At 62.6% G+C, this 15,941-nt stretch carries 24 protein-coding genes; 3 read left to right on the forward strand and 21 right to left on the reverse strand.

Annotated features, from left to right (window positions below; genetic code table 11):
• Window positions 1-35: 35 nt before the first annotated feature.
• The 4 genes from QYL93_RS11390 to QYL93_RS11405 are packed head-to-tail and all read right to left on the reverse strand — an operon-like array spanning window position 36 to window position 2,503.
• Complete coding sequence (locus QYL93_RS11390) at window positions 36-305, reverse strand: HPr family phosphocarrier protein (RefSeq protein WP_305743740.1); 270 nt, start codon at window positions 303-305, stop codon at window positions 36-38.
• Window positions 274-723 carry a PTS sugar transporter subunit IIA gene (locus QYL93_RS11395; RefSeq protein ID WP_057203522.1) on the reverse strand — a complete coding sequence of 150 codons (450 nt, stop codon included), beginning with the start codon at window positions 721-723 and terminating at the stop codon, window positions 274-276. Before QYL93_RS11395 ends, QYL93_RS11390 begins: the two co-directional genes overlap by 32 nt.
• Window positions 720-1,970, reverse strand: a complete 1,251-nt coding sequence (locus QYL93_RS11400; RefSeq protein WP_305743741.1) for an MFS transporter — start codon at window positions 1,968-1,970, stop codon at window positions 720-722. Before QYL93_RS11400 ends, QYL93_RS11395 begins: the two co-directional genes overlap by 4 nt.
• On the reverse strand, window positions 1,967-2,503 hold the full coding sequence (locus QYL93_RS11405; RefSeq protein WP_305743742.1) for a hypothetical protein: 537 nt from the start codon (window positions 2,501-2,503) through the stop codon (window positions 1,967-1,969). The genes QYL93_RS11400 and QYL93_RS11405 overlap by 4 nt, the downstream gene beginning before the upstream one ends.
• A 173-nt stretch (window positions 2,504-2,676) precedes the next feature.
• On the opposite strand from QYL93_RS11405, the gene QYL93_RS11410 reads away from it, so the two are divergent.
• Window positions 2,677-3,180, forward strand: a complete 504-nt coding sequence (locus QYL93_RS11410; protein ID WP_305743743.1) for a peroxiredoxin — start codon at window positions 2,677-2,679, stop codon at window positions 3,178-3,180.
• A gap of 78 nt (window positions 3,181-3,258) precedes the next feature.
• On the opposite strand, the gene QYL93_RS11415 is transcribed toward QYL93_RS11410, so the two are convergent.
• On the reverse strand, window positions 3,259-3,714 hold the full coding sequence (locus QYL93_RS11415; protein WP_305743744.1) for a cytochrome c: 456 nt from the start codon (window positions 3,712-3,714) through the stop codon (window positions 3,259-3,261).
• Window positions 3,715-3,881: 167 nt separating this feature from the next.
• Between QYL93_RS11415 and QYL93_RS11420 the strand changes: the two genes are divergently transcribed.
• Window positions 3,882-4,550, forward strand: a complete 669-nt coding sequence (locus QYL93_RS11420; protein ID WP_305743745.1) for a cytochrome b/b6 domain-containing protein — start codon at window positions 3,882-3,884, stop codon at window positions 4,548-4,550.
• 47 nt (window positions 4,551-4,597) lie between these two features.
• The gene (locus tag QYL93_RS11425; RefSeq protein WP_305743746.1) at window positions 4,598-5,089 is read left to right on the forward strand and encodes a GNAT family N-acetyltransferase; all 492 of its coding nucleotides are present in this window, start codon (window positions 4,598-4,600) and stop codon (window positions 5,087-5,089) included.
• 48 nt (window positions 5,090-5,137) lie between these two features.
• Here QYL93_RS11425 and QYL93_RS11430 read toward each other — a convergent pair whose 3' ends face one another.
• From QYL93_RS11430 to rpsL, 16 genes are all read right to left on the reverse strand, one after another.
• On the reverse strand, window positions 5,138-5,644 hold the full coding sequence (locus QYL93_RS11430; protein WP_305743747.1) for a peroxiredoxin: 507 nt from the start codon (window positions 5,642-5,644) through the stop codon (window positions 5,138-5,140).
• Between the two features lie 134 nt (window positions 5,645-5,778).
• Window positions 5,779-6,048: a 30S ribosomal protein S17 gene (gene rpsQ, locus QYL93_RS11435; RefSeq protein WP_007847796.1), complete on the reverse strand. Its 270-nt coding sequence runs from the start codon at window positions 6,046-6,048 to the stop codon at window positions 5,779-5,781.
• 9 nt (window positions 6,049-6,057) lie between these two features.
• Window positions 6,058-6,252, reverse strand: coding sequence for a 50S ribosomal protein L29 (gene rpmC / locus QYL93_RS11440; protein ID WP_057203514.1), 195 nt, complete (start codon window positions 6,250-6,252; stop codon window positions 6,058-6,060).
• Window positions 6,253-6,268: 16 nt separating this feature from the next.
• Window positions 6,269-6,685 (reverse strand): 50S ribosomal protein L16, encoded by a 417-nt coding sequence (rplP, locus tag QYL93_RS11445; protein ID WP_007847799.1) that lies wholly within the window; start codon window positions 6,683-6,685, stop codon window positions 6,269-6,271.
• 2 nt (window positions 6,686-6,687) lie between these two features.
• A complete protein-coding gene (rpsC, locus tag QYL93_RS11450) occupies window positions 6,688-7,572 on the reverse strand; it encodes a 30S ribosomal protein S3 (RefSeq protein ID WP_305743748.1) in 885 nt (294 codons plus the stop codon).
• A 14-nt stretch (window positions 7,573-7,586) separates the two neighbouring features.
• A complete protein-coding gene (gene rplV, locus QYL93_RS11455; protein ID WP_007847806.1) occupies window positions 7,587-7,919 on the reverse strand; it encodes a 50S ribosomal protein L22 in 333 nt (110 codons plus the stop codon).
• A 9-nt stretch (window positions 7,920-7,928) separates the two neighbouring features.
• Entirely contained in the window at window positions 7,929-8,204 is a 276-nt protein-coding gene (gene rpsS / locus QYL93_RS11460) for a 30S ribosomal protein S19 (protein WP_027997031.1), read from the reverse strand.
• A 10-nt stretch (window positions 8,205-8,214) separates the two neighbouring features.
• Window positions 8,215-9,039 carry a 50S ribosomal protein L2 gene (gene rplB, locus QYL93_RS11465; protein WP_007847814.1) on the reverse strand — a complete coding sequence of 275 codons (825 nt, stop codon included), beginning with the start codon at window positions 9,037-9,039 and terminating at the stop codon, window positions 8,215-8,217.
• Window positions 9,040-9,041: 2 nt separating this feature from the next.
• Window positions 9,042-9,356 carry a 50S ribosomal protein L23 gene (gene rplW / locus QYL93_RS11470; protein ID WP_010467173.1) on the reverse strand — a complete coding sequence of 105 codons (315 nt, stop codon included), beginning with the start codon at window positions 9,354-9,356 and terminating at the stop codon, window positions 9,042-9,044.
• Window positions 9,353-9,973 (reverse strand): 50S ribosomal protein L4, encoded by a 621-nt coding sequence (gene rplD, locus QYL93_RS11475; RefSeq protein WP_010467171.1) that lies wholly within the window; start codon window positions 9,971-9,973, stop codon window positions 9,353-9,355. Before rplD ends, rplW begins: the two co-directional genes overlap by 4 nt.
• Window positions 9,973-10,647: a 50S ribosomal protein L3 gene (gene rplC, locus QYL93_RS11480; RefSeq protein ID WP_057203511.1), complete on the reverse strand. Its 675-nt coding sequence runs from the start codon at window positions 10,645-10,647 to the stop codon at window positions 9,973-9,975. The genes rplD and rplC overlap by 1 nt, the downstream gene beginning before the upstream one ends.
• Window positions 10,648-10,860: 213 nt before the next feature.
• Complete coding sequence (gene rpsJ / locus QYL93_RS11485) at window positions 10,861-11,172, reverse strand: 30S ribosomal protein S10 (RefSeq protein WP_005796953.1); 312 nt, start codon at window positions 11,170-11,172, stop codon at window positions 10,861-10,863.
• A gap of 29 nt (window positions 11,173-11,201) precedes the next feature.
• Window positions 11,202-12,392 carry an elongation factor Tu gene (tuf, locus tag QYL93_RS11490; RefSeq protein WP_179682390.1) on the reverse strand — a complete coding sequence of 397 codons (1,191 nt, stop codon included), beginning with the start codon at window positions 12,390-12,392 and terminating at the stop codon, window positions 11,202-11,204.
• Between the two features lie 180 nt (window positions 12,393-12,572).
• Complete coding sequence (gene fusA, locus QYL93_RS11495; RefSeq protein ID WP_305743749.1) at window positions 12,573-14,675, reverse strand: elongation factor G; 2,103 nt, start codon at window positions 14,673-14,675, stop codon at window positions 12,573-12,575.
• 151 nt (window positions 14,676-14,826) lie between these two features.
• On the reverse strand, window positions 14,827-15,300 hold the full coding sequence (gene rpsG / locus QYL93_RS11500; RefSeq protein WP_005798541.1) for a 30S ribosomal protein S7: 474 nt from the start codon (window positions 15,298-15,300) through the stop codon (window positions 14,827-14,829).
• 163 nt (window positions 15,301-15,463) lie between these two features.
• A complete protein-coding gene (gene rpsL / locus QYL93_RS11505; protein ID WP_007851137.1) occupies window positions 15,464-15,841 on the reverse strand; it encodes a 30S ribosomal protein S12 in 378 nt (125 codons plus the stop codon).
• Window positions 15,842-15,941: the final 100 nt, after the last annotated feature.

Here is a 15,941-nt window from a genome sequence, read left to right on the forward strand (position 1 = left end):
AGCCACCATGGATGCGCGCGCTGCGACCATGGCGTTTACTCGCCTTCGCCGAACTTGTCAGCGATCAGCGCCAGCAGGGCATCCATGCCCTCCTGCTCGCGCTCGCCATTCGTCTCCACCTCGACCTCGGTGCCGATACCGGCAGCCAGCATCATGACCCCCATGATGCTCTTGGCATTGATGCGGCGGTCGCCACGGCTCATGAAAACGTCGCAGGGGAAGCTGCCGGCCAGCTTGGTGAGCTTGGCCGAGGCGCGGGCGTGCAGGCCCAGTTTATTGCTGATGGTCGTACGAGTCTTGATCATGTCGGTTGCGTCGGGACTGGTTCTGCGGCGCGGCGATGGCCACCTGCATCACCCCTTGCGTGCCGCCCACCACCGCGCGGGTGACGACCGAATCAAGGGGCTCTGCACGGTAGCTCACGGCACGCAGCAGCATCGGAAGATTGACCCCTGTGACCAGGCGCGAGCGGACACCGTCCACCAGGCGCTGCGCCACGTTGCAGGGGGTGGCGCCGAACACGTCGGTCAGCACCAGGGTGGAGTCTGGCCCCAATTGCTCCAGCAGGATCCGCGCCTGGGCGAGGGACTCCTCGGGACGCTCATTGGGCTGCACATCGAGTGCGGCCACGCTGTCGCCACAGTCGGCAAACACGTGCAGCACGCATTCGCGCAGGGCATGGGCCAAAGGGGCGTGGGCGATGATCAGGATGCTGGTGCTCATGGGACAGAGGTTTGAAGCGCATTATGGCGCTGCCCCCGCAGGGCGAACCAGAGGTAGGACCCCGTGTTGCACACCAGGAACACCCCCATGGCCGCCTGGAACGAGGCCGTCGTGGACAGGCCGGCGGCGGCAAATGCATCCACCGCCAGGCCAATGCCCCACTGCACCACGAACACGCCCGCAAAGATCACCAGGTTGAAGGCCGACAGCGCACGCCCCGCCAGGGCCTGCGGAAAGGCCATGCCCACTGCCGGTTGCGAGAGCGAAACGAAGGTGCACGACACGCAGAACAGTGCCCACGCCGCGCCCCCCGCCGCAGGCCCGGCGACGATGATGGCCAGCAGGATGAGAAGCGACAGCGGCAGGCCCGCGAGGATGAGCCGGTCGGCCCCGAGGCCGTGGCGCAGCAGCCAGGGATTGACCATGCCCCAGGCCCAGAAGGTGCACAGCATGGAAAGGTTGATCCAGAAGAGGCCGGTGGCCGACTCGAGCGCGCTGTAGCCGGCCACCTGCTGCATCCAGGGGCCCGCCCACAGGGTCTGCATGGCCACCATGCCGCCGTAGACGAAGAAGCCCAGCGGGGCCATGCGCTGAAAGTACGGATGGCGCCAGACCATGGCGTAGCCCCCCGGCGCGGGTGAGGCACCGGCACCCGCAACCGGGGCGGCCGCATGCCAGCGCGGCACCCACAGCGCAATGCCCACCATGGCCACGCCGATCAGCACGGCCAACCCCCAGAACAGCGGGCGCCAGCCCACCAGAGGCACGGCCCACTGCACCGGCAGGGTGGAGGCCACCATGCCCAGCGAGCCCGTCATCAGCATCCAGGAATTGGCACGCATCTGCGCCGTGGCATCGAACCAGCGGCGGTAGCCGGTAAGCGGCGCCATCAGGCAGGCGCTCACGCCCGCGCCGCACAGCACGCGCCCCGCCAGCAGGCCCGAGAACCCCGTGGCCATCGAGAACACCAGGCAGCCGGCGACAGCCACGCCCAAAAAGCCGAGCAGCACCTTTTGCGGGCCATGCCGGTCCAGCCAGGTACCGAGCGGCAACTGCGTGGCAGAAAAGCCCAGGAAGTAGCCGCCCGCCAGCAGGCCCAGGTCGCTAGCGTGCAGCGTGAACTCCTGCGACAGCGTGGGCGCCAGCGTGGCCGTGACGGCGCGCAGCAGGGCCGAGAGGAAGTAGGCGAACGCGAAGGCAAGGAAGACGATGACGGCCGCGCGCCGTGGCAGCACACCGGCGCTCATGGCAACACCAGCCCGCTAAAGAAGGTATCGGCCACCTCGGGGCGGGGCTTGGGTGTGTAGACCACGGCGTGGTACAGCTGCATCTGCGGCCCCTCGGTGCGCGCAAACCAGACCGCCTGCGCGGTGACGGCCTGCCCATCGGGCCCCTTCCCCTGGGCCACGGTGCGCACCGATTGGGGCAGCGGCAGGGCATTGCGGGGCACAAACGGCACCTCGTGGGCCTGGGCCTGCGCTCCCCCCAGGCGCGCCAGCACGGCCGCGCGCCAGTGGGCCAGCGCCACGCCGGTCTGCGCCGGGTCGGCCAGCGTGGCGTGGGACAGGGCAAAGGTTGCCCCGTCGGCCTCGCAGCCGACCATGGACAGGTCGACCGGCGTGCCCGCCAGCTCCACCTTGCGCGTGGCATGGTCGGGCTTGCAGGGCAGCGTGATGGTGAGGGCGGCGTCGGGCAGGGCCACGCTGCGCCAGTTGAGTGCCGGGCTGCATGCAGCCAGTCCCAGGAGGGCGCTGGCGGCGCCGGTCAATGTCCAGTTCATGGGCCCATTATCGGCAGTGGCCGGATATTTCGTGCGCGGAGCCCGGGAAGGGAGAACTTTTGCACCGCCCCACACTCCATCACCGCAGTGGACAGGCCAGCCGGCAGGTGGCAGCCTTGTCCGGCACAATACCGTGCGGGTTGGAGCCCGCACTTCCGGGATGGGATGACGCCATGGGTATCAAGCAGTGGGCAGCAGGTGCAGCGGTGGCGGCTTTTGCCGCCGTGGGCGCCTACGTGTACCTGGACACGGGCCGCTCTGCGGCGCCCGAGTCCACTTTCGTGCTGCTCGACGGCTCGCGCCAATCGTCGGCCGACCTGCGCGGCAAGGTGACGCTGGTGAACTTCTGGGCCACGAGCTGCACCACCTGCGTGGCCGAGATGCCCGAAATCATTGCCACCTACAAGAAATACCAGCCCAAGGGCTTCGAGACGCTGGCTGTGGCCATGAGCTACGACCCACCGAGCTACGTGGTGAACTTCGCCGAAACGCGCAAGCTGCCCTTCAAGGTGGCCATCGACAACACCGGCGCCGTGGCCCAGGCCTGGGGCGATGTGCGGCTCACGCCCTCGACCTTCATCGTCAACAAGCGCGGCGAGATCGTGAAGACCTATGTGGGCGCCCCCAACTTCCCGGAACTGCACCAGCTGATCGAGAAGCTGTTAGCCGAGACCTGAACGGGTCTTCCGCAACGCAAAAAAGCCTCTTCCATCCGGAAGAGGCTTTTTGCTTTGGGGCCGCCGCGACGGCCGGCTTCACTTGGCGCGGTAGTTGTCGTGGCAGGCCTTGCAGGTGTTGGCGGCCGAGCCGAAGGCGGTCTTCAGGTTGTCCAGGTTGCCGGTCTTGGCGGCTGCGGCGAGCTTGACGGTCTCGGCTTCGAGCTTGTCGGAGTGCTCCTTGAACTTGGCCTGTTGGGTCCAGATCTCCGGAAGCGCCTTCGTCGGCGCCCCCTTGTCGGTGCCGGCACCAAAAGCGGCCCAGGGCAGCTTGGCCATTTCGGCGACCACGTCCGCATTTTCCTGCGCCGCCTTGGCGTCGAAGGGGATGCGGCCATTGGCCATGGCACCCAGGCGTCCGAAATGCTGGCCCATCACGAACAGCGCGCTCTGGCGGTATTTGATGGCGTCTTCGGGTTTGGCGAACTGGGCAGATGCGGGCGCCGACAGGGTGACGACGGCCGCGGCAACGGCGACTACAGCGAGGGTTTTCATCGGATGTTTCCTTTTATCGTGGGGAGCAAAAACCAACCAGCCGCCGCCAGTATGCCGCTTTGCGGCGGTTTTGGCATGCCCGACAGTGCGCGTTGGCGGCGCCGGCCATCTCGCGCACAATGCGGCCAACGACACCCCCACGACACGGCAAGCGCCGGACCACGACCATGACACACACCGTCCGCATCTGGGATCTGCCCACCCGCCTCTTCCACTGGGCCCTGGCCGCCAGCGTGATCGCCCTGGTGGTCACCGCCAAGGTGGGGGGCAATGCCATGGTCTGGCACCTGCGCCTGGGCTATGTGGTGCTGGCGCTGCTGGTCTTTCGCCTGGTGTGGGGGCTGGTGGGCGGGCGCTGGTCGCGGTTTGGCGCCTTCCTGTACTCGCCGGTGCGTCTGGTGGGCTACCTGCGCGGCGCGGGCCACCCCGAGGACGGTGTGGGCCACAGCCCAATGGGCGCGCTGTCGGTCTTCGCCCTGCTCGCCGTGCTGGTGGCACAGGTAGGTACCGGCCTGCTCAGCGACGACGAGATCGCGTTCTCCGGCCCGCTCACCCGCTTTGTCTCCAATGCCGTCGTGGGGCAGGCCACGGGCTACCACAAGGAGATCGGCCAGTACCTGGTGCTGGGCCTGGTGGCGTTGCACGTCCTGGCCATCGGCTTTTATGTGCTGGTGCGCAAGCACCGGCTGGTGGCGCCCATGCTGCATGGTTACAAGGAATTGCCCCAGCCCGTGGCGCCATCTCGTGACGACCTCGCCACCCGCGCCCTGGCCTTGGTCGCACTGGGTGTGGGCGCTGGAGTGGCCTGGTGGGTGTCCACCCTGAGCGCGTTCTGAGTGCGAGCCGCTACACTGCGGATTCCTGCATTTCCTGAATTCGCGCCTTGGACAAGCCTGCCGTCACCTTGCTGAACCCGTCGTCTGCCGCCGAGATGGAGACGGTCCGCGAGATTTTCCGGGAGTACGCCGCGACCCTGGGGGTGGACCTTGCGTTCCAGGACTTTGAGGCCGAGCTGGCAAGCCTGCCGGGCGACTACGCTGCCCCACGCGGGCACCTGCTGCTGGCCCAGGTGGATGGCGCCGTCGCCGGTTGCTGCGCCCTGCGGCCGCTGGATGCGGCCGACTACCCCAATGCCAGCGAGATGAAGCGCCTGTACGTGCGCAAGGCCTTCCGCGGTTTCGGCCTGGGCCGCGAGCTGGCCGAAGCCATGCTCGACCAGGCGCGCCGCGCGGGTTACGCCTGCGTGCTGCTCGACACGCTCGACGACATGGAGTCGGCCCGTGCGCTCTACACGGACCTGGGGTTCGAGGAGATCCCGCCGTACTACCACAACCCCATTGCAGGGTCGCATTACCTCAAGGCGGATATCTCCTGAACGCCGCCGGCCCCGTCGCAGCAGGTGCTGCCCAGGGCCGGGAGTCGATTACGCCTTGGCCTGGGCCAGGAGGGTGGCGGCGTCGCTGACTTCGAACTTGCCCGGGGCTTCGATGTTGAGCGTGACGACCTTGCCGTCGCGCACCAGCATCGAGTAGCGGTTGCTGCGCAGGCCCAGGCCCTTGCCATTGAGGTCCAGCGTCAGGCCGGTGGCCTTGGCGAAGGTGGCGTCGCCGTCACCGAGCATGCGCACCTTGCCTTCGGTCTGCTGGTCGCGCGCCCAGGCGCCCATCACGAAGGCATCGTTCACGCTCACGCACCAGATCTCGTCCACGCCGGCGGCTTTGAACTCATCCACCTTTTCCACATAGCCAGGCACGTGCTTGGCCGAGCAGGTGGGCGTGAAAGCGCCGGGCAGTGCGAACAGGGCAATGGTCTTGCCCGCCGTGGCCTTGTCCACCGGCACCGGGTTCGGGCCAATGGAGCAGCCTTCGCCCTCGACTTCCGAATATTCCATCAGGGTGCTGGCTGGCAGGGTGTCACCGACTTTGATCATTGATCTCTCCTAGGGTTGTTGGGGTGGTATCCGCATGCCCCGGGGCAGCGCGCACAAAACGCAGGCCCCAAAAGCAAAACGACCCACATTGTGGGTCGTTTTGGAGGGCAGTGCTGCCAACAAGCCGGGAGGGCTTAGAGCAGGCCGGCCTTTTGCACCAAGCGGGTGGCAACCCAGTTCTTGGTCTTGGAGAGCGGACGGCTCTCGGTGATTTCGATCACGTCGCCCAGCTTGTACTCGCCATTTTCATCATGGGCGTGGTACTTGCTCGACTTGCCCACGATCTTGCCGTAGAGCTCGTGCTTCACACGGCGCTCGATCAGCACGGTCACGGTCTTCTGGCGCTTGTCGCTGACCACCTTGCCAATCAAGGTGCGCTTGAGGGATTTTTTAGCTTCCGTCATGTCGGCTCCTTACTTGGCGGCTTGCTTTTCAGCAAGGATGGTTTTTGCACGGGCGATATCGCGGCGGGTGGTACGCAGCGTGTTGGTGTTGGCCAACTGCTGGGTAGCCTTCTGCATGCGCAGGCCGAAATGGGCCTTCTGCAGAGCCTTGATTTCGCCTTCGATGCCGGCAACGTCTTTTTGGCGCAGTTCAGTAGTCTTCATTGCTTGTTCTCCTGAATTACGAGCCAATGTGGCGGCTGACGAACGTGGTGCGCAGCGGCAGCTTGGCGGCAGCCAGGCGGAACGCTTCACGGGCCAGTTCTTCGGGCACACCGACGATCTCGAAGACGATCTTGCCGGGCTGGATTTCGGCCACGTAGTACTCGGGGTTGCCCTTACCGTTACCCATACGCACTTCTGCGGGCTTGGTAGAGATTGGCTTGTCCGGGAACACGCGGATCCAGATGCGGCCACCACGCTTCACGTGGCGGGAGATTGCACGGCGTGCAGCCTCGATCTGGCGGGCCGTCAGGCGGCCACGGTCGGTGCACTTCAGACCGAAATCACCGAAAGCAACGGAAGCACCCCGCGTTGCGACACCGGTGTTACGGCCTTTTTGCTCCTTGCGGTATTTGCGGCGAGCAGGTTGCAGCATACTTATTCTCCTTTTCCGTCCGCTGCTGTAGCGGGCGCGGCGACTTTGCGTACGCGCTTAACGGCGGTGTTATCAGCGCCACCAGCTTCCGCTGGCTTGTCGCTGCCGTCGGCCGGACCGGTGTTCACACCGGCTGGGCGACGTGGGCCTCCACGGCCAGCACCTGGACGGTCGCCACCTGGGCGGCCATCACGGCGTGGACCGCGTGGGCGGCGTTCTTCGTCTGGACGTGGGGTTTCCACGGCAGGCAGGTCGTTACGACCCAGCGTATCGCCCTTGTAGACCCAGACCTTGACGCCGATCACACCGTAGGTGGTCTTGGCTTCGGAGGTGCCGTAGTCGATGTCGGCGCGCAGCGTGTGAAGTGGCACGCGGCCTTCACGGTACCACTCGCAGCGGGCGATTTCGATACCGTTCAGACGGCCGGACGACATGATCTTGATGCCCTGGGCACCAAGACGCATGGCGTTCTGCATGGCGCGCTTCATGGCACGGCGGAACATGATCCGCTTTTCGAGCTGCTGCGTGATGCTGTCGGCGATCAGCTTGGCATCGATTTCGGGCTTGCGCACTTCTTCGATGTTCACTGCGACAGGCACGCCCAGGCGAAGAGCGAGTTCCTTCTTGAGGTTCTCGATGTCTTCACCCTTCTTGCCAATCACCACACCAGGACGAGCCGAGTAGATGGTGATACGGGCGTTCTTGGCGGGGCGCTCGATCAGGATGCGCGACACGGCGGCGTTCTTGAGCTTGGCCTTCAGGTACTCGCGCACCTTGATGTCTTCGGCCAGCATGCCCGCGAAGTCGCGGTTGCTGGCGTACCAACGGCTGGACCAGTTGCGGCTGACCGCAAGGCGGAAGCCGGTAGGATGGATTTTTTGTCCCATAGTCTTCCGAGCCTTTAGTTGCCAACCGTCACGTACACATGGCACGTGGGCTTGCTGATGCGATTGCCGCGGCCTTTGGCGCGCGCGGTGAAGCGCTTGAGCGTGGTGCCTTGCTCGACGTAGATGGTCTTGACCTTCAGTTCGTCGATGTCGGCGCCGTCGTTGTGCTCAGCGTTGGCGATGGCGGACTCCAGAACCTTCTTGACGATTCCCGCAGCTTTTTTCTGCGTGAAGTTCAGGATGTTCAGAGCCTGGTCCACTTTCTTGCCGCGGATCAAGTCAGCGACCAGACGGCCCTTGTCGACCGACAGACGGACGCCCCGGAGGACTGCACGTGTTTCAGACATGGTCGTTCCTTATTTCTTGACTTTTTTGTCAGCGGGGTGACCCTTGAAGGTGCGCGTCAGGGCGAATTCGCCGAGCTTGTGGCCCACCATCTGGTCGGTAACGTAGACAGGTACGTGCTGCTTGCCGTTGTGCACGGCGATGGTCAGACCGATGAAATCGGGCAGAACCATGGAGCGACGCGACCAGGTCTTCACTGGCTTCTTATCCTTGGTGGCAACGGCCTTTTCGACCTTGGCCAGCAAGTGATGGTCAACAAATGGACCCTTTTTGAGAGAGCGAGTCATCTGTTACCCCTTACTTCTTGCGACGCGACACGATCATGATCTGTGTGCGCTTGTTGTTACGGGTGCGATAACCCTTGGTCAGATTGCCCCAAGGATCGACTGCATGGCGGCCTTCGCCGGTGCGGCCTTCGCCACCACCGTGAGGGTGATCCACTGGGTTCATGGCGACGCCGCGAACCGTAGGACGAATACCCATCCAGCGCTTCACACCGGCCTTGCCGAGTTGGCGCAGGCTGTGTTCTTCGTTGGCCACTTCGCCAATGGTGGCGCGGCATTCGATGTGGATCTTGCGCACTTCACCCGAGCGCATGCGCACTTGAGCGTAGGTACCTTCGCGGGCCAGCAGGGTTGCCGAAGCACCAGCCGAGCGGGCGATCTGAGCACCGGCACCGGGCTTGAGCTCGATGCAGTGGATGGTCGAACCCACGGGGATGTTGCGGATAGGCAGCGTGTTACCAGCGCGGATCGGGGCTTCCGAACCGGACAGCAGGGTTGCGCCCACTTCCAGGTTGCGGGGAGCGATGATGTAGCGACGCTCGCCGTCGGCATAGCACACCAGAGCGATGTGGGCCGTACGGTTTGGATCGTACTCAATGCGCTCGACCTTGGCTGGAATGCCGTCCTTGTTGCGCTTGAAGTCCACCACACGGTAGTGGTGCTTGTGGCCACCGCCCTTGTGGCGGGTGGTGATGTGACCGTTGTTGTTACGGCCGGCCTTCTGGAACTGGGGTTCCAGCAGGGGGGCGTACGCTTCACCCTTGTACAGGTGGTCACGCGTGACCTTCACCACGGCACGTTGGCCGGGCGAAGTGGGTTTCATCTTGATGACAGCCATGATTACGCGGCCTCCCCGGAGAGGTTCAGCTCTTGACCTGGTTGCAGCGTGACATAAGCCTTGCGAACGTTGTCGCGGCGGCCGATGGTCTTGCCAAAACGCTTGGTCTTGCCTTTGGTGTTCACCACAGAAACGCCCTTGACCTCGACCTTGAACATCAATTCCACAGCGGCCTTGATTTCTGGCTTGGTTGCGTTCTGCAGCACCTTGAACGTCACTGCATTGGACTTCTCGGCAACCATGGTGGCCTTTTCGGACACGATGGGAGCGACCAGCACTTGCATCAGACGACCTTCGTCAAACTTGAGTGTGCTCATGCGAACATCTCCTTGAGTTTGTCGATTGCACCCTTGGTGACGAGCACTTTCTTGAAACGGACCAGCGACACGGGGTCGGCGTAACGGGGCTCGACGACGAGCACGTTCACCAGATTGCGCGAAGCCAGGTACAGGTTTTCGTCCACTTCCTCGGCGATCACCATCACCGATTGCAGGTTCATCGCCTTGAACTTGTCTGCCAGGACCTTGGTCTTGGGCGAATCAAGCTTCAGCGAGTCGACCACCGCCAGACGGCCTTCGCGGGCCAGCTGCGACAAAATCGCAGACATGCCGGCGCGGTACATCTTCTTGTTGATCTTTTGCGTGAAATTTTCGTCAGGCATGTTCGGGAAAATCCGACCACCCCCGCGCCACAGTGGCGACGAGGTCATACCTGCACGTGCGTTACCCGTACCCTTTTGCTTGAAAGGCTTCTTGGTCGAGTGGCGGACTTGTTCACGGTCCTTCTGCGCACGGGTGCCCTGGCGGGCGTTGGCTTGGTAAGCCACGACGATCTGGTGCACCAGATCTTCGTTGTATTCACGACCGAACACGGTCTCAGGAACGTCCAGCTTGGACGCGCCCTGGCCTTGGTCATTCAGGAGTTCGAGCTGCATTAGTTCGCTCCTTTGGAGGCTTTGGCCTTGACCGCTGGACGCACCGTCACGAACCCACCCTTGGAGCCCGGAATAGCGCCCTTGATCAAGAGCAGTTGACGCGCTTCGTCGATGCGGATCACATCGAGGTTTTGCGTGGTCTTGGTGACATCGCCGAGGTGGCCCGTCATCCGCTTGCCAGGGAACACGCGGCCTGGATCCTGCGCCATACCAATGGAGCCGGGAACGTTGTGCGAACGGCTGTTACCGTGCGACGCGCGTTGCGACTTCATGTTGTGGCGCTTGATGGTGCCGGCGTAGCCTTTACCGATCGAGGTGCCTTGCACGTCGACCTTCTGGCCCACGGAAAACACGGACGTCACAACGACCGATGCGCCAGCTTGGTACTGGGCAGCGGTGTCGGCGGTCACGCGGAATTCCTGGATGATTTCACCGGCTTCCACACCTGCCTTGGCAAGGTGACCGGCTTCTGGCTTGGTCACGCGCGATGCTTTGCGCGAACCGAACGTGACCTGCAGGGCCACGTAGCCATCGTTCTCTTGGGTTTTGATCTGGGTTACGCGGTTGTTGGACACATCCACCACCGTGACAGGCACTGCGTCCCCGTCATCGGTGAACAGACGCATCATGCCCACCTTGCGACCCAGCAACCCGAGGGAGTTGCTCAGACTCATTTGTTTCTCCAAAACTTCCACCGCCGCAACTTCAATTGGCTGCGGCGTTGCACTCGCGTGCATGAAAGAGGGTTATTAAAACTTCGCCCTGCGCACACCCGTAAGTGCACGCAAATTAAGCGAAGCCCTAAAGTATAACGCGAACTGCTTTTGCAAGCAAGTTCGCGTTATACGAGACCAAACCTGGCGGGCAAGCCCGCCAGGAAGGGATCATTACTGCAGCTTGATTTCGACGTCCACGCCAGCAGGCAGGTCGAGCTTCATCAGGGCGTCCACCGTCTTGTCGGTAGGATCCACGATGTCCATCAGGCGCTGGTGCGTACGGATTTCGAGCTGGTCGCGGCTGGTCTTGTTGACGTGCGGCGAGCGCAGGATGTCGAAACGCTTCATGCGCGTCGGCAGGGGCACGGGGCCCTTGACGATGGCGCCGGTGCGCTTGGCGGTGTCAACGATCTCGGCAGCGGACTGGTCGATCAGCTTGTAGTCAAACGCCTTCAGGCGGATGCGGATTTTTTGCTTGGACATGTCAAGTTCCTTGTTGTTCTACTGAGCGATTAGGCGATGATCTTGGCCACGACGCCGGCGCCGACGGTACGACCGCCTTCACGGATGGCGAAGCGCAGGCCTTCTTCCATGGCGATGGGGTTGATCAGCTTCACAGTGATCGACACGTTGTCGCCTGGCATGACCATTTCCTTGTCCGCTGGCAGCTCGATGGCGCCGGTGACGTCGGTCGTGCGGAAGTAGAACTGGGGACGGTAGTTGTTGAAGAACGGGGTGTGGCGGCCGCCTTCGTCCTTGCTCAGCACATACACTTCAGCCGTGAAGTGGGTGTGGGGCTTGATCGAGCCGGGCTTGCACAGCACTTGGCCGCGTTCCACGTCTTCACGCTTGGTGCCGCGCAGCAGCAGGCCAACGTTGTCGCCAGCCTGGCCTTGGTCCAGCAGCTTGCGGAACATTTCCACGCCGGTGCAGGTGGTCTTGACGGTGTCCTTGATGCCGACGATTTCGATTTCTTCGCCGACCTTGACGATACCGCGCTCGATACGGCCGGTCACCACGGTGCCGCGGCCGGAGATCGAGAACACGTCTTCCACAGGCATCAGGAAGGCGCCATCCACAGCGCGCTCTGGCGTGGGGATGTAGTTGTCCAGTGCGTCGGCCAGCTTCATGATGGCTTCTTCACCCAGGGCACCCTTGTCGCCTTCCAGGGCGAGCTTGGCGGAACCGCGAATGATCGGGGTGTCGTCGCCTGGGAAGTTGTATTTGTCCAGGAGTTCGCGCACTTCCATTTCGACGAGTTCGAGCAGCTCTTCGTCGTCGACCATGTCGCACTTGTTCAGGAACACGATGATGTAAGGAACACCCACCTGGCGGGCCAGCAGGATGTGCTCACGGGTCTGGGGCATGGGGCCGTCTGCGGCCGAGCACACCAGAATGGCGCCGTCCATCTGGGCTGCGCCGGTGATCATGTTCTTCACATAGTCAGCGTGGCCTGGGCAGTCCACGTGGGCGTAGTGGCGGTTGGCCGTTTCGTATTCCACGTGTGCGGTGTTGATCGTGATGCCGCGGGCCTTTTCTTCAGGTGCTGCGTCGATCTGGTCGTATGCCTTGGCTTCGCCGCCGAACTTGGAAGACAGCACCGTGGCGATGGCCGCCGTCAGGGTCGTCTTGCCATGGTCCACGTGGCCGATCGTGCCCACGTTGACGTGGGGCTTGGTGCGTTCGAATTTACCTTTTGCCATTTTTCAATCTCCAAAGAGCGATGCCTGTGTTGTGGTTTAACGTCTGCATCCGATTGCTGGTTCGCCCTGCACAGGCAACGGGGCGGCACCGGATCGCAGACTGCAAAATCTTGCGCGGGGGGGGCGGGCGGTGCCGCCGGCACCTGGAACCAGGTGCTGGCGGCAGTCCCTGCGAACTGCTTACTTGGCGCGGGCAGCCATGATGGCTTCCGACACGTTGCGAGGCGCTTCGCTGTAGTGCTTGAATTCCATCGAGTACGTGGCGCGGCCTTGCGTGGCCGAGCGCAGCGTGGTCGAGTAGCCGAACATTTCCGACAGGGGCACTTCGGCGCGGATGGCCTTGCCACCGCCAGGAATGTCTTCCATGCCTTGCACCATGCCGCGACGCGAGGACAGATCGCCCATCACGTTGCCGGCGTAGTCTTCAGGCGTTTCCACTTCCACAGCCATCATGGGTTCCAGGATGACCGGGTTGGCCTTGCGGCAGCCTTCCTTGAAGCCGAAGATGGCAGCCATCTTGAACGCCAGTTCGTTCGAGTCCACATCGTGGTACGAACCGAAGTGCAGCGTGACCTTGACGTCCACCACGGGGTAGCCGGCCAGGACGCCTTGCGTCACGGCTTCGTTGATGCCCTTTTCCACGGCCGGGATGAATTCGCGAGGAACCACACCGCCCTTGATGGCGTCGACGAACTCGATGCCCTTGCCCACTTCGTTGGGTTCGATCTTGAGCACGACGTGGCCGTACTGGCCCTTGCCGCCCGACTGGCGCACGAACTTGCCTTCGGCTTCTTCCACCGTCTTGCGGATGGTTTCGCGGTAAGCCACCTGGGGCTTGCCCACGTTGGCTTCCACGCCGAATTCACGCTTCATGCGGTCGACGATGATTTCCAGATGCAGCTCGCCCATGCCGGCGATCAGGGTCTGGCCCGACTCTTCGTCGGTCTTCACACGGAACGACGGATCTTCGGCAGCCAGGCGTTGCAGGGCGATGCCCATCTTTTCCTGGTCGGCCTTGGTCTTGGGTTCCACAGCCTGTGTGATCACGGGCTCAGGGAACACCATGCGCTCCAGAATGATCTGGGAGTCGATGTCGCTCAGCGTTTCGCCGGTCGTCACATCCTTCAGGCCCACGCAGGCAGCGATGTCGCCGGCGCGGATTTCTTCGACTTCCTGGCGCTCGTTGGCGTGCATCTGCACGATACGGCCAATGCGTTCCTTCTTGCCCTTGATCGGGTTGTAGACGGTGTCGCCCTTGGTCAGCACGCCGGAGTACACGCGCACGAAGGTCAGCTGGCCCACAAACGGGTCGGTCATCAGCTTGAATGCCAGGGCCGAGAACTTCTCGCCGTCATCCGCCTTGCGGGTCACGGGCTTTTCGTCTTCATCGGTACCGGTCACGTCTGCGATGTCCGTAGGCGCTGGCAGGTAGTCGATCACGGCGTCGAGCATGCGCTGCACGCCCTTGTTCTTGAACGCGGTGCCGCACAGCATCGGATGGATTTCCGTGGCGATGGTACGGGTGCGCAGGCCGAACTTGATCTCGTCCTCGGTGAGGTCACCCTCTTCCAGGTACTTGTTCATCAGTTCTTCAGAGGCTTCAGCCGCAGCCTCGACCATCTTTTCGCGCCACTCCTTGGCGGACGCCAGCAGTTCGGCAGGAATTTCTTCGTAGCTGAACTTCATGCCCTGGGACGCTTCGTCCCAGATGATGGCCTTCATCTTGAGCAGGTCGACCACGCCGGTGAAGGTGTCTTCTGCGCCGATCGGGATCACCACGGGCACGGGGTTGGCCTTCAGGCGCAGCTTCATCTGGTCATAGACCTTGAAGAAGTTGGCACCGGTACGGTCCATCTTGTTCACAAAGGCCAGGCGTGGCACCTTGTACTTGTTGGCCTGGCGCCAGACGGTTTCCGACTGGGGTTGCACGCCGCCCACGGCGCAGTACACCATGCAGGCGCCGTCGAGCACACGCATCGAACGTTCCACTTCGATGGTGAAGTCCACGTGGCCGGGGGTGTCGATGATGTTGAAACGGTGCTCGGGGTAGGAATTGTCCATACCCTTCCAGAAGCAGGTCGTGGCAGCCGAGGTGATCGTGATGCCGCGCTCTTGCTCCTGTTCCATCCAGTCCATGGTGGCAGCGCCATCGTGCACTTCACCAATCTTGTGGCTCACGCCCGTGTAGAACAGGATGCGTTCGGTGGTCGTGGTCTTGCCAGCGTCAATGTGGGCCGAGATACCGATATTGCGGTAGCGCTCGATGGGAGTCTTGCGAGCCATGGTGGATCCTTGGATGGGTCGTGTTATTCAGGGGAGGGGCCCAGCATTGTGGCGCTGCAACCCGTCAATTTTGTGACCACCTCAATCGCCACAAGGCTGCAGGCAAAAATGCCGGCAGCCTTGCGCTTGGCGACGAGGGCAGTTCGTCGATTTAGAAGCGGAAGTGGCTGAAAGCCTTGTTGGCTTCGGCCATGCGGTGAACTTCGTCACGCTTCTTCATGGCACCGCCACGGCCTTCGGTCGCTTCGAGCAGCTCGTTGGCCAGACGCTGGGCCATCGACTTCTCGCCGCGCTTGCGGGCTGCTTCCTTGATCCAGCGCATGGACAGGGCCAGGCGACGGACAGGGCGCACTTCGACGGGCACCTGGTAGTTGGCACCGCCCACACGGCGGGACTTCACTTCGACCATGGGCTTCACGTTGTTGATGGCAACGGTGAAGGCTTCCAGCGGGTCCTTGTCAGGGTGCTTCTTTTCGATCAGTTCCAGGGCACCGTAAATGATGCGCTCTGCAACAGCTTTCTTGCCGCCTTCCATGATCACGTTCATGAATTTGGACAGCTCTACATTGCCGAACTTGGGATCCGGCAGGATTTCACGTTTGGGGACTTCGCGACGACGTGGCATTTTTCACCTCATATTGCTTCAGTTGGCATCTTTTCAGACACCGCGAGATTCATTCAGAACCCCACTTACTCGACCCACACGGAACAGTCCGCGCTTGGGGTCACTTCGTTTGACTGCGCCTGCCAGGCGAATCAAACACCGATGGAGACACAACCGCCAGGGCTTATTTGGCCTTTGGCTTCTTGGCGCCGTACTTGGAGCGCGACTGCTTGCGGTCTTTCACGCCTTGCAAGTCGAGCGAACCACGCACGATGTGGTAACGCACACCGGGCAAGTCCTTGACACGACCGCCGCGAACCAGCACCACGCTGTGTTCCTGCAGGTTGTGGCCTTCACCGCCGATGTAGGAAATGACTTCGAAGCCGTTGGTCAGGCGAACCTTGGCGACCTTGCGCAGAGCGGAGTTAGGCTTCTTGGGCGTCGTGGTGTACACACGGGTGCACACGCCGCGGCGCTGAGGAGAGTTTTCCATCGCAGGGCTCTTGGACTTGATCTTTTCGACCTCGCGCCCCTGACGGACTAGTTGATTGATGGTTGGCATGAATACGTCCCTAAACGTAAAAAACGAAAACGTGAAACCCTTCGGAATTTCCGAAAAGCCTTCTAATGTAGCAGCATGGACCTCGGTAGGCAAGCAGCAG

The sequence above is a fragment of the Acidovorax sp. A1169 genome (assembly GCF_030704685.1).
In the GTDB taxonomy this organism is placed as follows: domain Bacteria; phylum Pseudomonadota; class Gammaproteobacteria; order Burkholderiales; family Burkholderiaceae_C; genus Acidovorax.

Excerpts from the sequence above, each read along its gene's own strand:
- QYL93_RS11390 (WP_305743740.1), bottom strand. The coding sequence starts at position 305 with ATGATCAAGACTCGTACGACCATCAGCAATAAACTGGGCCTGCACGCC.
- QYL93_RS11395 (WP_057203522.1), bottom strand. The coding sequence starts at position 723 with ATGAGCACCAGCATCCTGATCATCGCCCACGCCCCTTTGGCCCATGCC.
- QYL93_RS11400 (WP_305743741.1), bottom strand. The coding sequence starts at position 1,970 with ATGAGCGCCGGTGTGCTGCCACGGCGCGCGGCCGTCATCGTCTTCCTT.
- QYL93_RS11405 (WP_305743742.1), bottom strand. The coding sequence starts at position 2,503 with ATGAACTGGACATTGACCGGCGCCGCCAGCGCCCTCCTGGGACTGGCT.
- QYL93_RS11410 (WP_305743743.1), top strand. The coding sequence starts at position 2,677 with ATGGGTATCAAGCAGTGGGCAGCAGGTGCAGCGGTGGCGGCTTTTGCC.
- QYL93_RS11415 (WP_305743744.1), bottom strand. The coding sequence starts at position 3,714 with ATGAAAACCCTCGCTGTAGTCGCCGTTGCCGCGGCCGTCGTCACCCTG.
- QYL93_RS11420 (WP_305743745.1), top strand. The coding sequence starts at position 3,882 with ATGACACACACCGTCCGCATCTGGGATCTGCCCACCCGCCTCTTCCAC.
- QYL93_RS11430 (WP_305743747.1), bottom strand. The coding sequence starts at position 5,644 with ATGATCAAAGTCGGTGACACCCTGCCAGCCAGCACCCTGATGGAATAT.
- rpsQ (WP_007847796.1), bottom strand. The coding sequence starts at position 6,048 with ATGACGGAAGCTAAAAAATCCCTCAAGCGCACCTTGATTGGCAAGGTG.
- rpmC (WP_057203514.1), bottom strand. The coding sequence starts at position 6,252 with ATGAAGACTACTGAACTGCGCCAAAAAGACGTTGCCGGCATCGAAGGC.
- rplP (WP_007847799.1), bottom strand. The coding sequence starts at position 6,685 with ATGCTGCAACCTGCTCGCCGCAAATACCGCAAGGAGCAAAAAGGCCGT.
- rpsC (WP_305743748.1), bottom strand. The coding sequence starts at position 7,572 with ATGGGACAAAAAATCCATCCTACCGGCTTCCGCCTTGCGGTCAGCCGC.
- rplV (WP_007847806.1), bottom strand. The coding sequence starts at position 7,919 with ATGTCTGAAACACGTGCAGTCCTCCGGGGCGTCCGTCTGTCGGTCGAC.
- rpsS (WP_027997031.1), bottom strand. The coding sequence starts at position 8,204 with ATGACTCGCTCTCTCAAAAAGGGTCCATTTGTTGACCATCACTTGCTG.
- rplB (WP_007847814.1), bottom strand. The coding sequence starts at position 9,039 with ATGGCTGTCATCAAGATGAAACCCACTTCGCCCGGCCAACGTGCCGTG.
- rplW (WP_010467173.1), bottom strand. The coding sequence starts at position 9,356 with ATGAGCACACTCAAGTTTGACGAAGGTCGTCTGATGCAAGTGCTGGTC.
- rplD (WP_010467171.1), bottom strand. The coding sequence starts at position 9,973 with ATGCAGCTCGAACTCCTGAATGACCAAGGCCAGGGCGCGTCCAAGCTG.
- rplC (WP_057203511.1), bottom strand. The coding sequence starts at position 10,647 with ATGAGTCTGAGCAACTCCCTCGGGTTGCTGGGTCGCAAGGTGGGCATG.
- rpsJ (WP_005796953.1), bottom strand. The coding sequence starts at position 11,172 with ATGTCCAAGCAAAAAATCCGCATCCGCCTGAAGGCGTTTGACTACAAG.
- tuf (WP_179682390.1), bottom strand. The coding sequence starts at position 12,392 with ATGGCAAAAGGTAAATTCGAACGCACCAAGCCCCACGTCAACGTGGGC.
- fusA (WP_305743749.1), bottom strand. The coding sequence starts at position 14,675 with ATGGCTCGCAAGACTCCCATCGAGCGCTACCGCAATATCGGTATCTCG.
- rpsG (WP_005798541.1), bottom strand. The coding sequence starts at position 15,300 with ATGCCACGTCGTCGCGAAGTCCCCAAACGTGAAATCCTGCCGGATCCC.
- rpsL (WP_007851137.1), bottom strand. The coding sequence starts at position 15,841 with ATGCCAACCATCAATCAACTAGTCCGTCAGGGGCGCGAGGTCGAAAAG.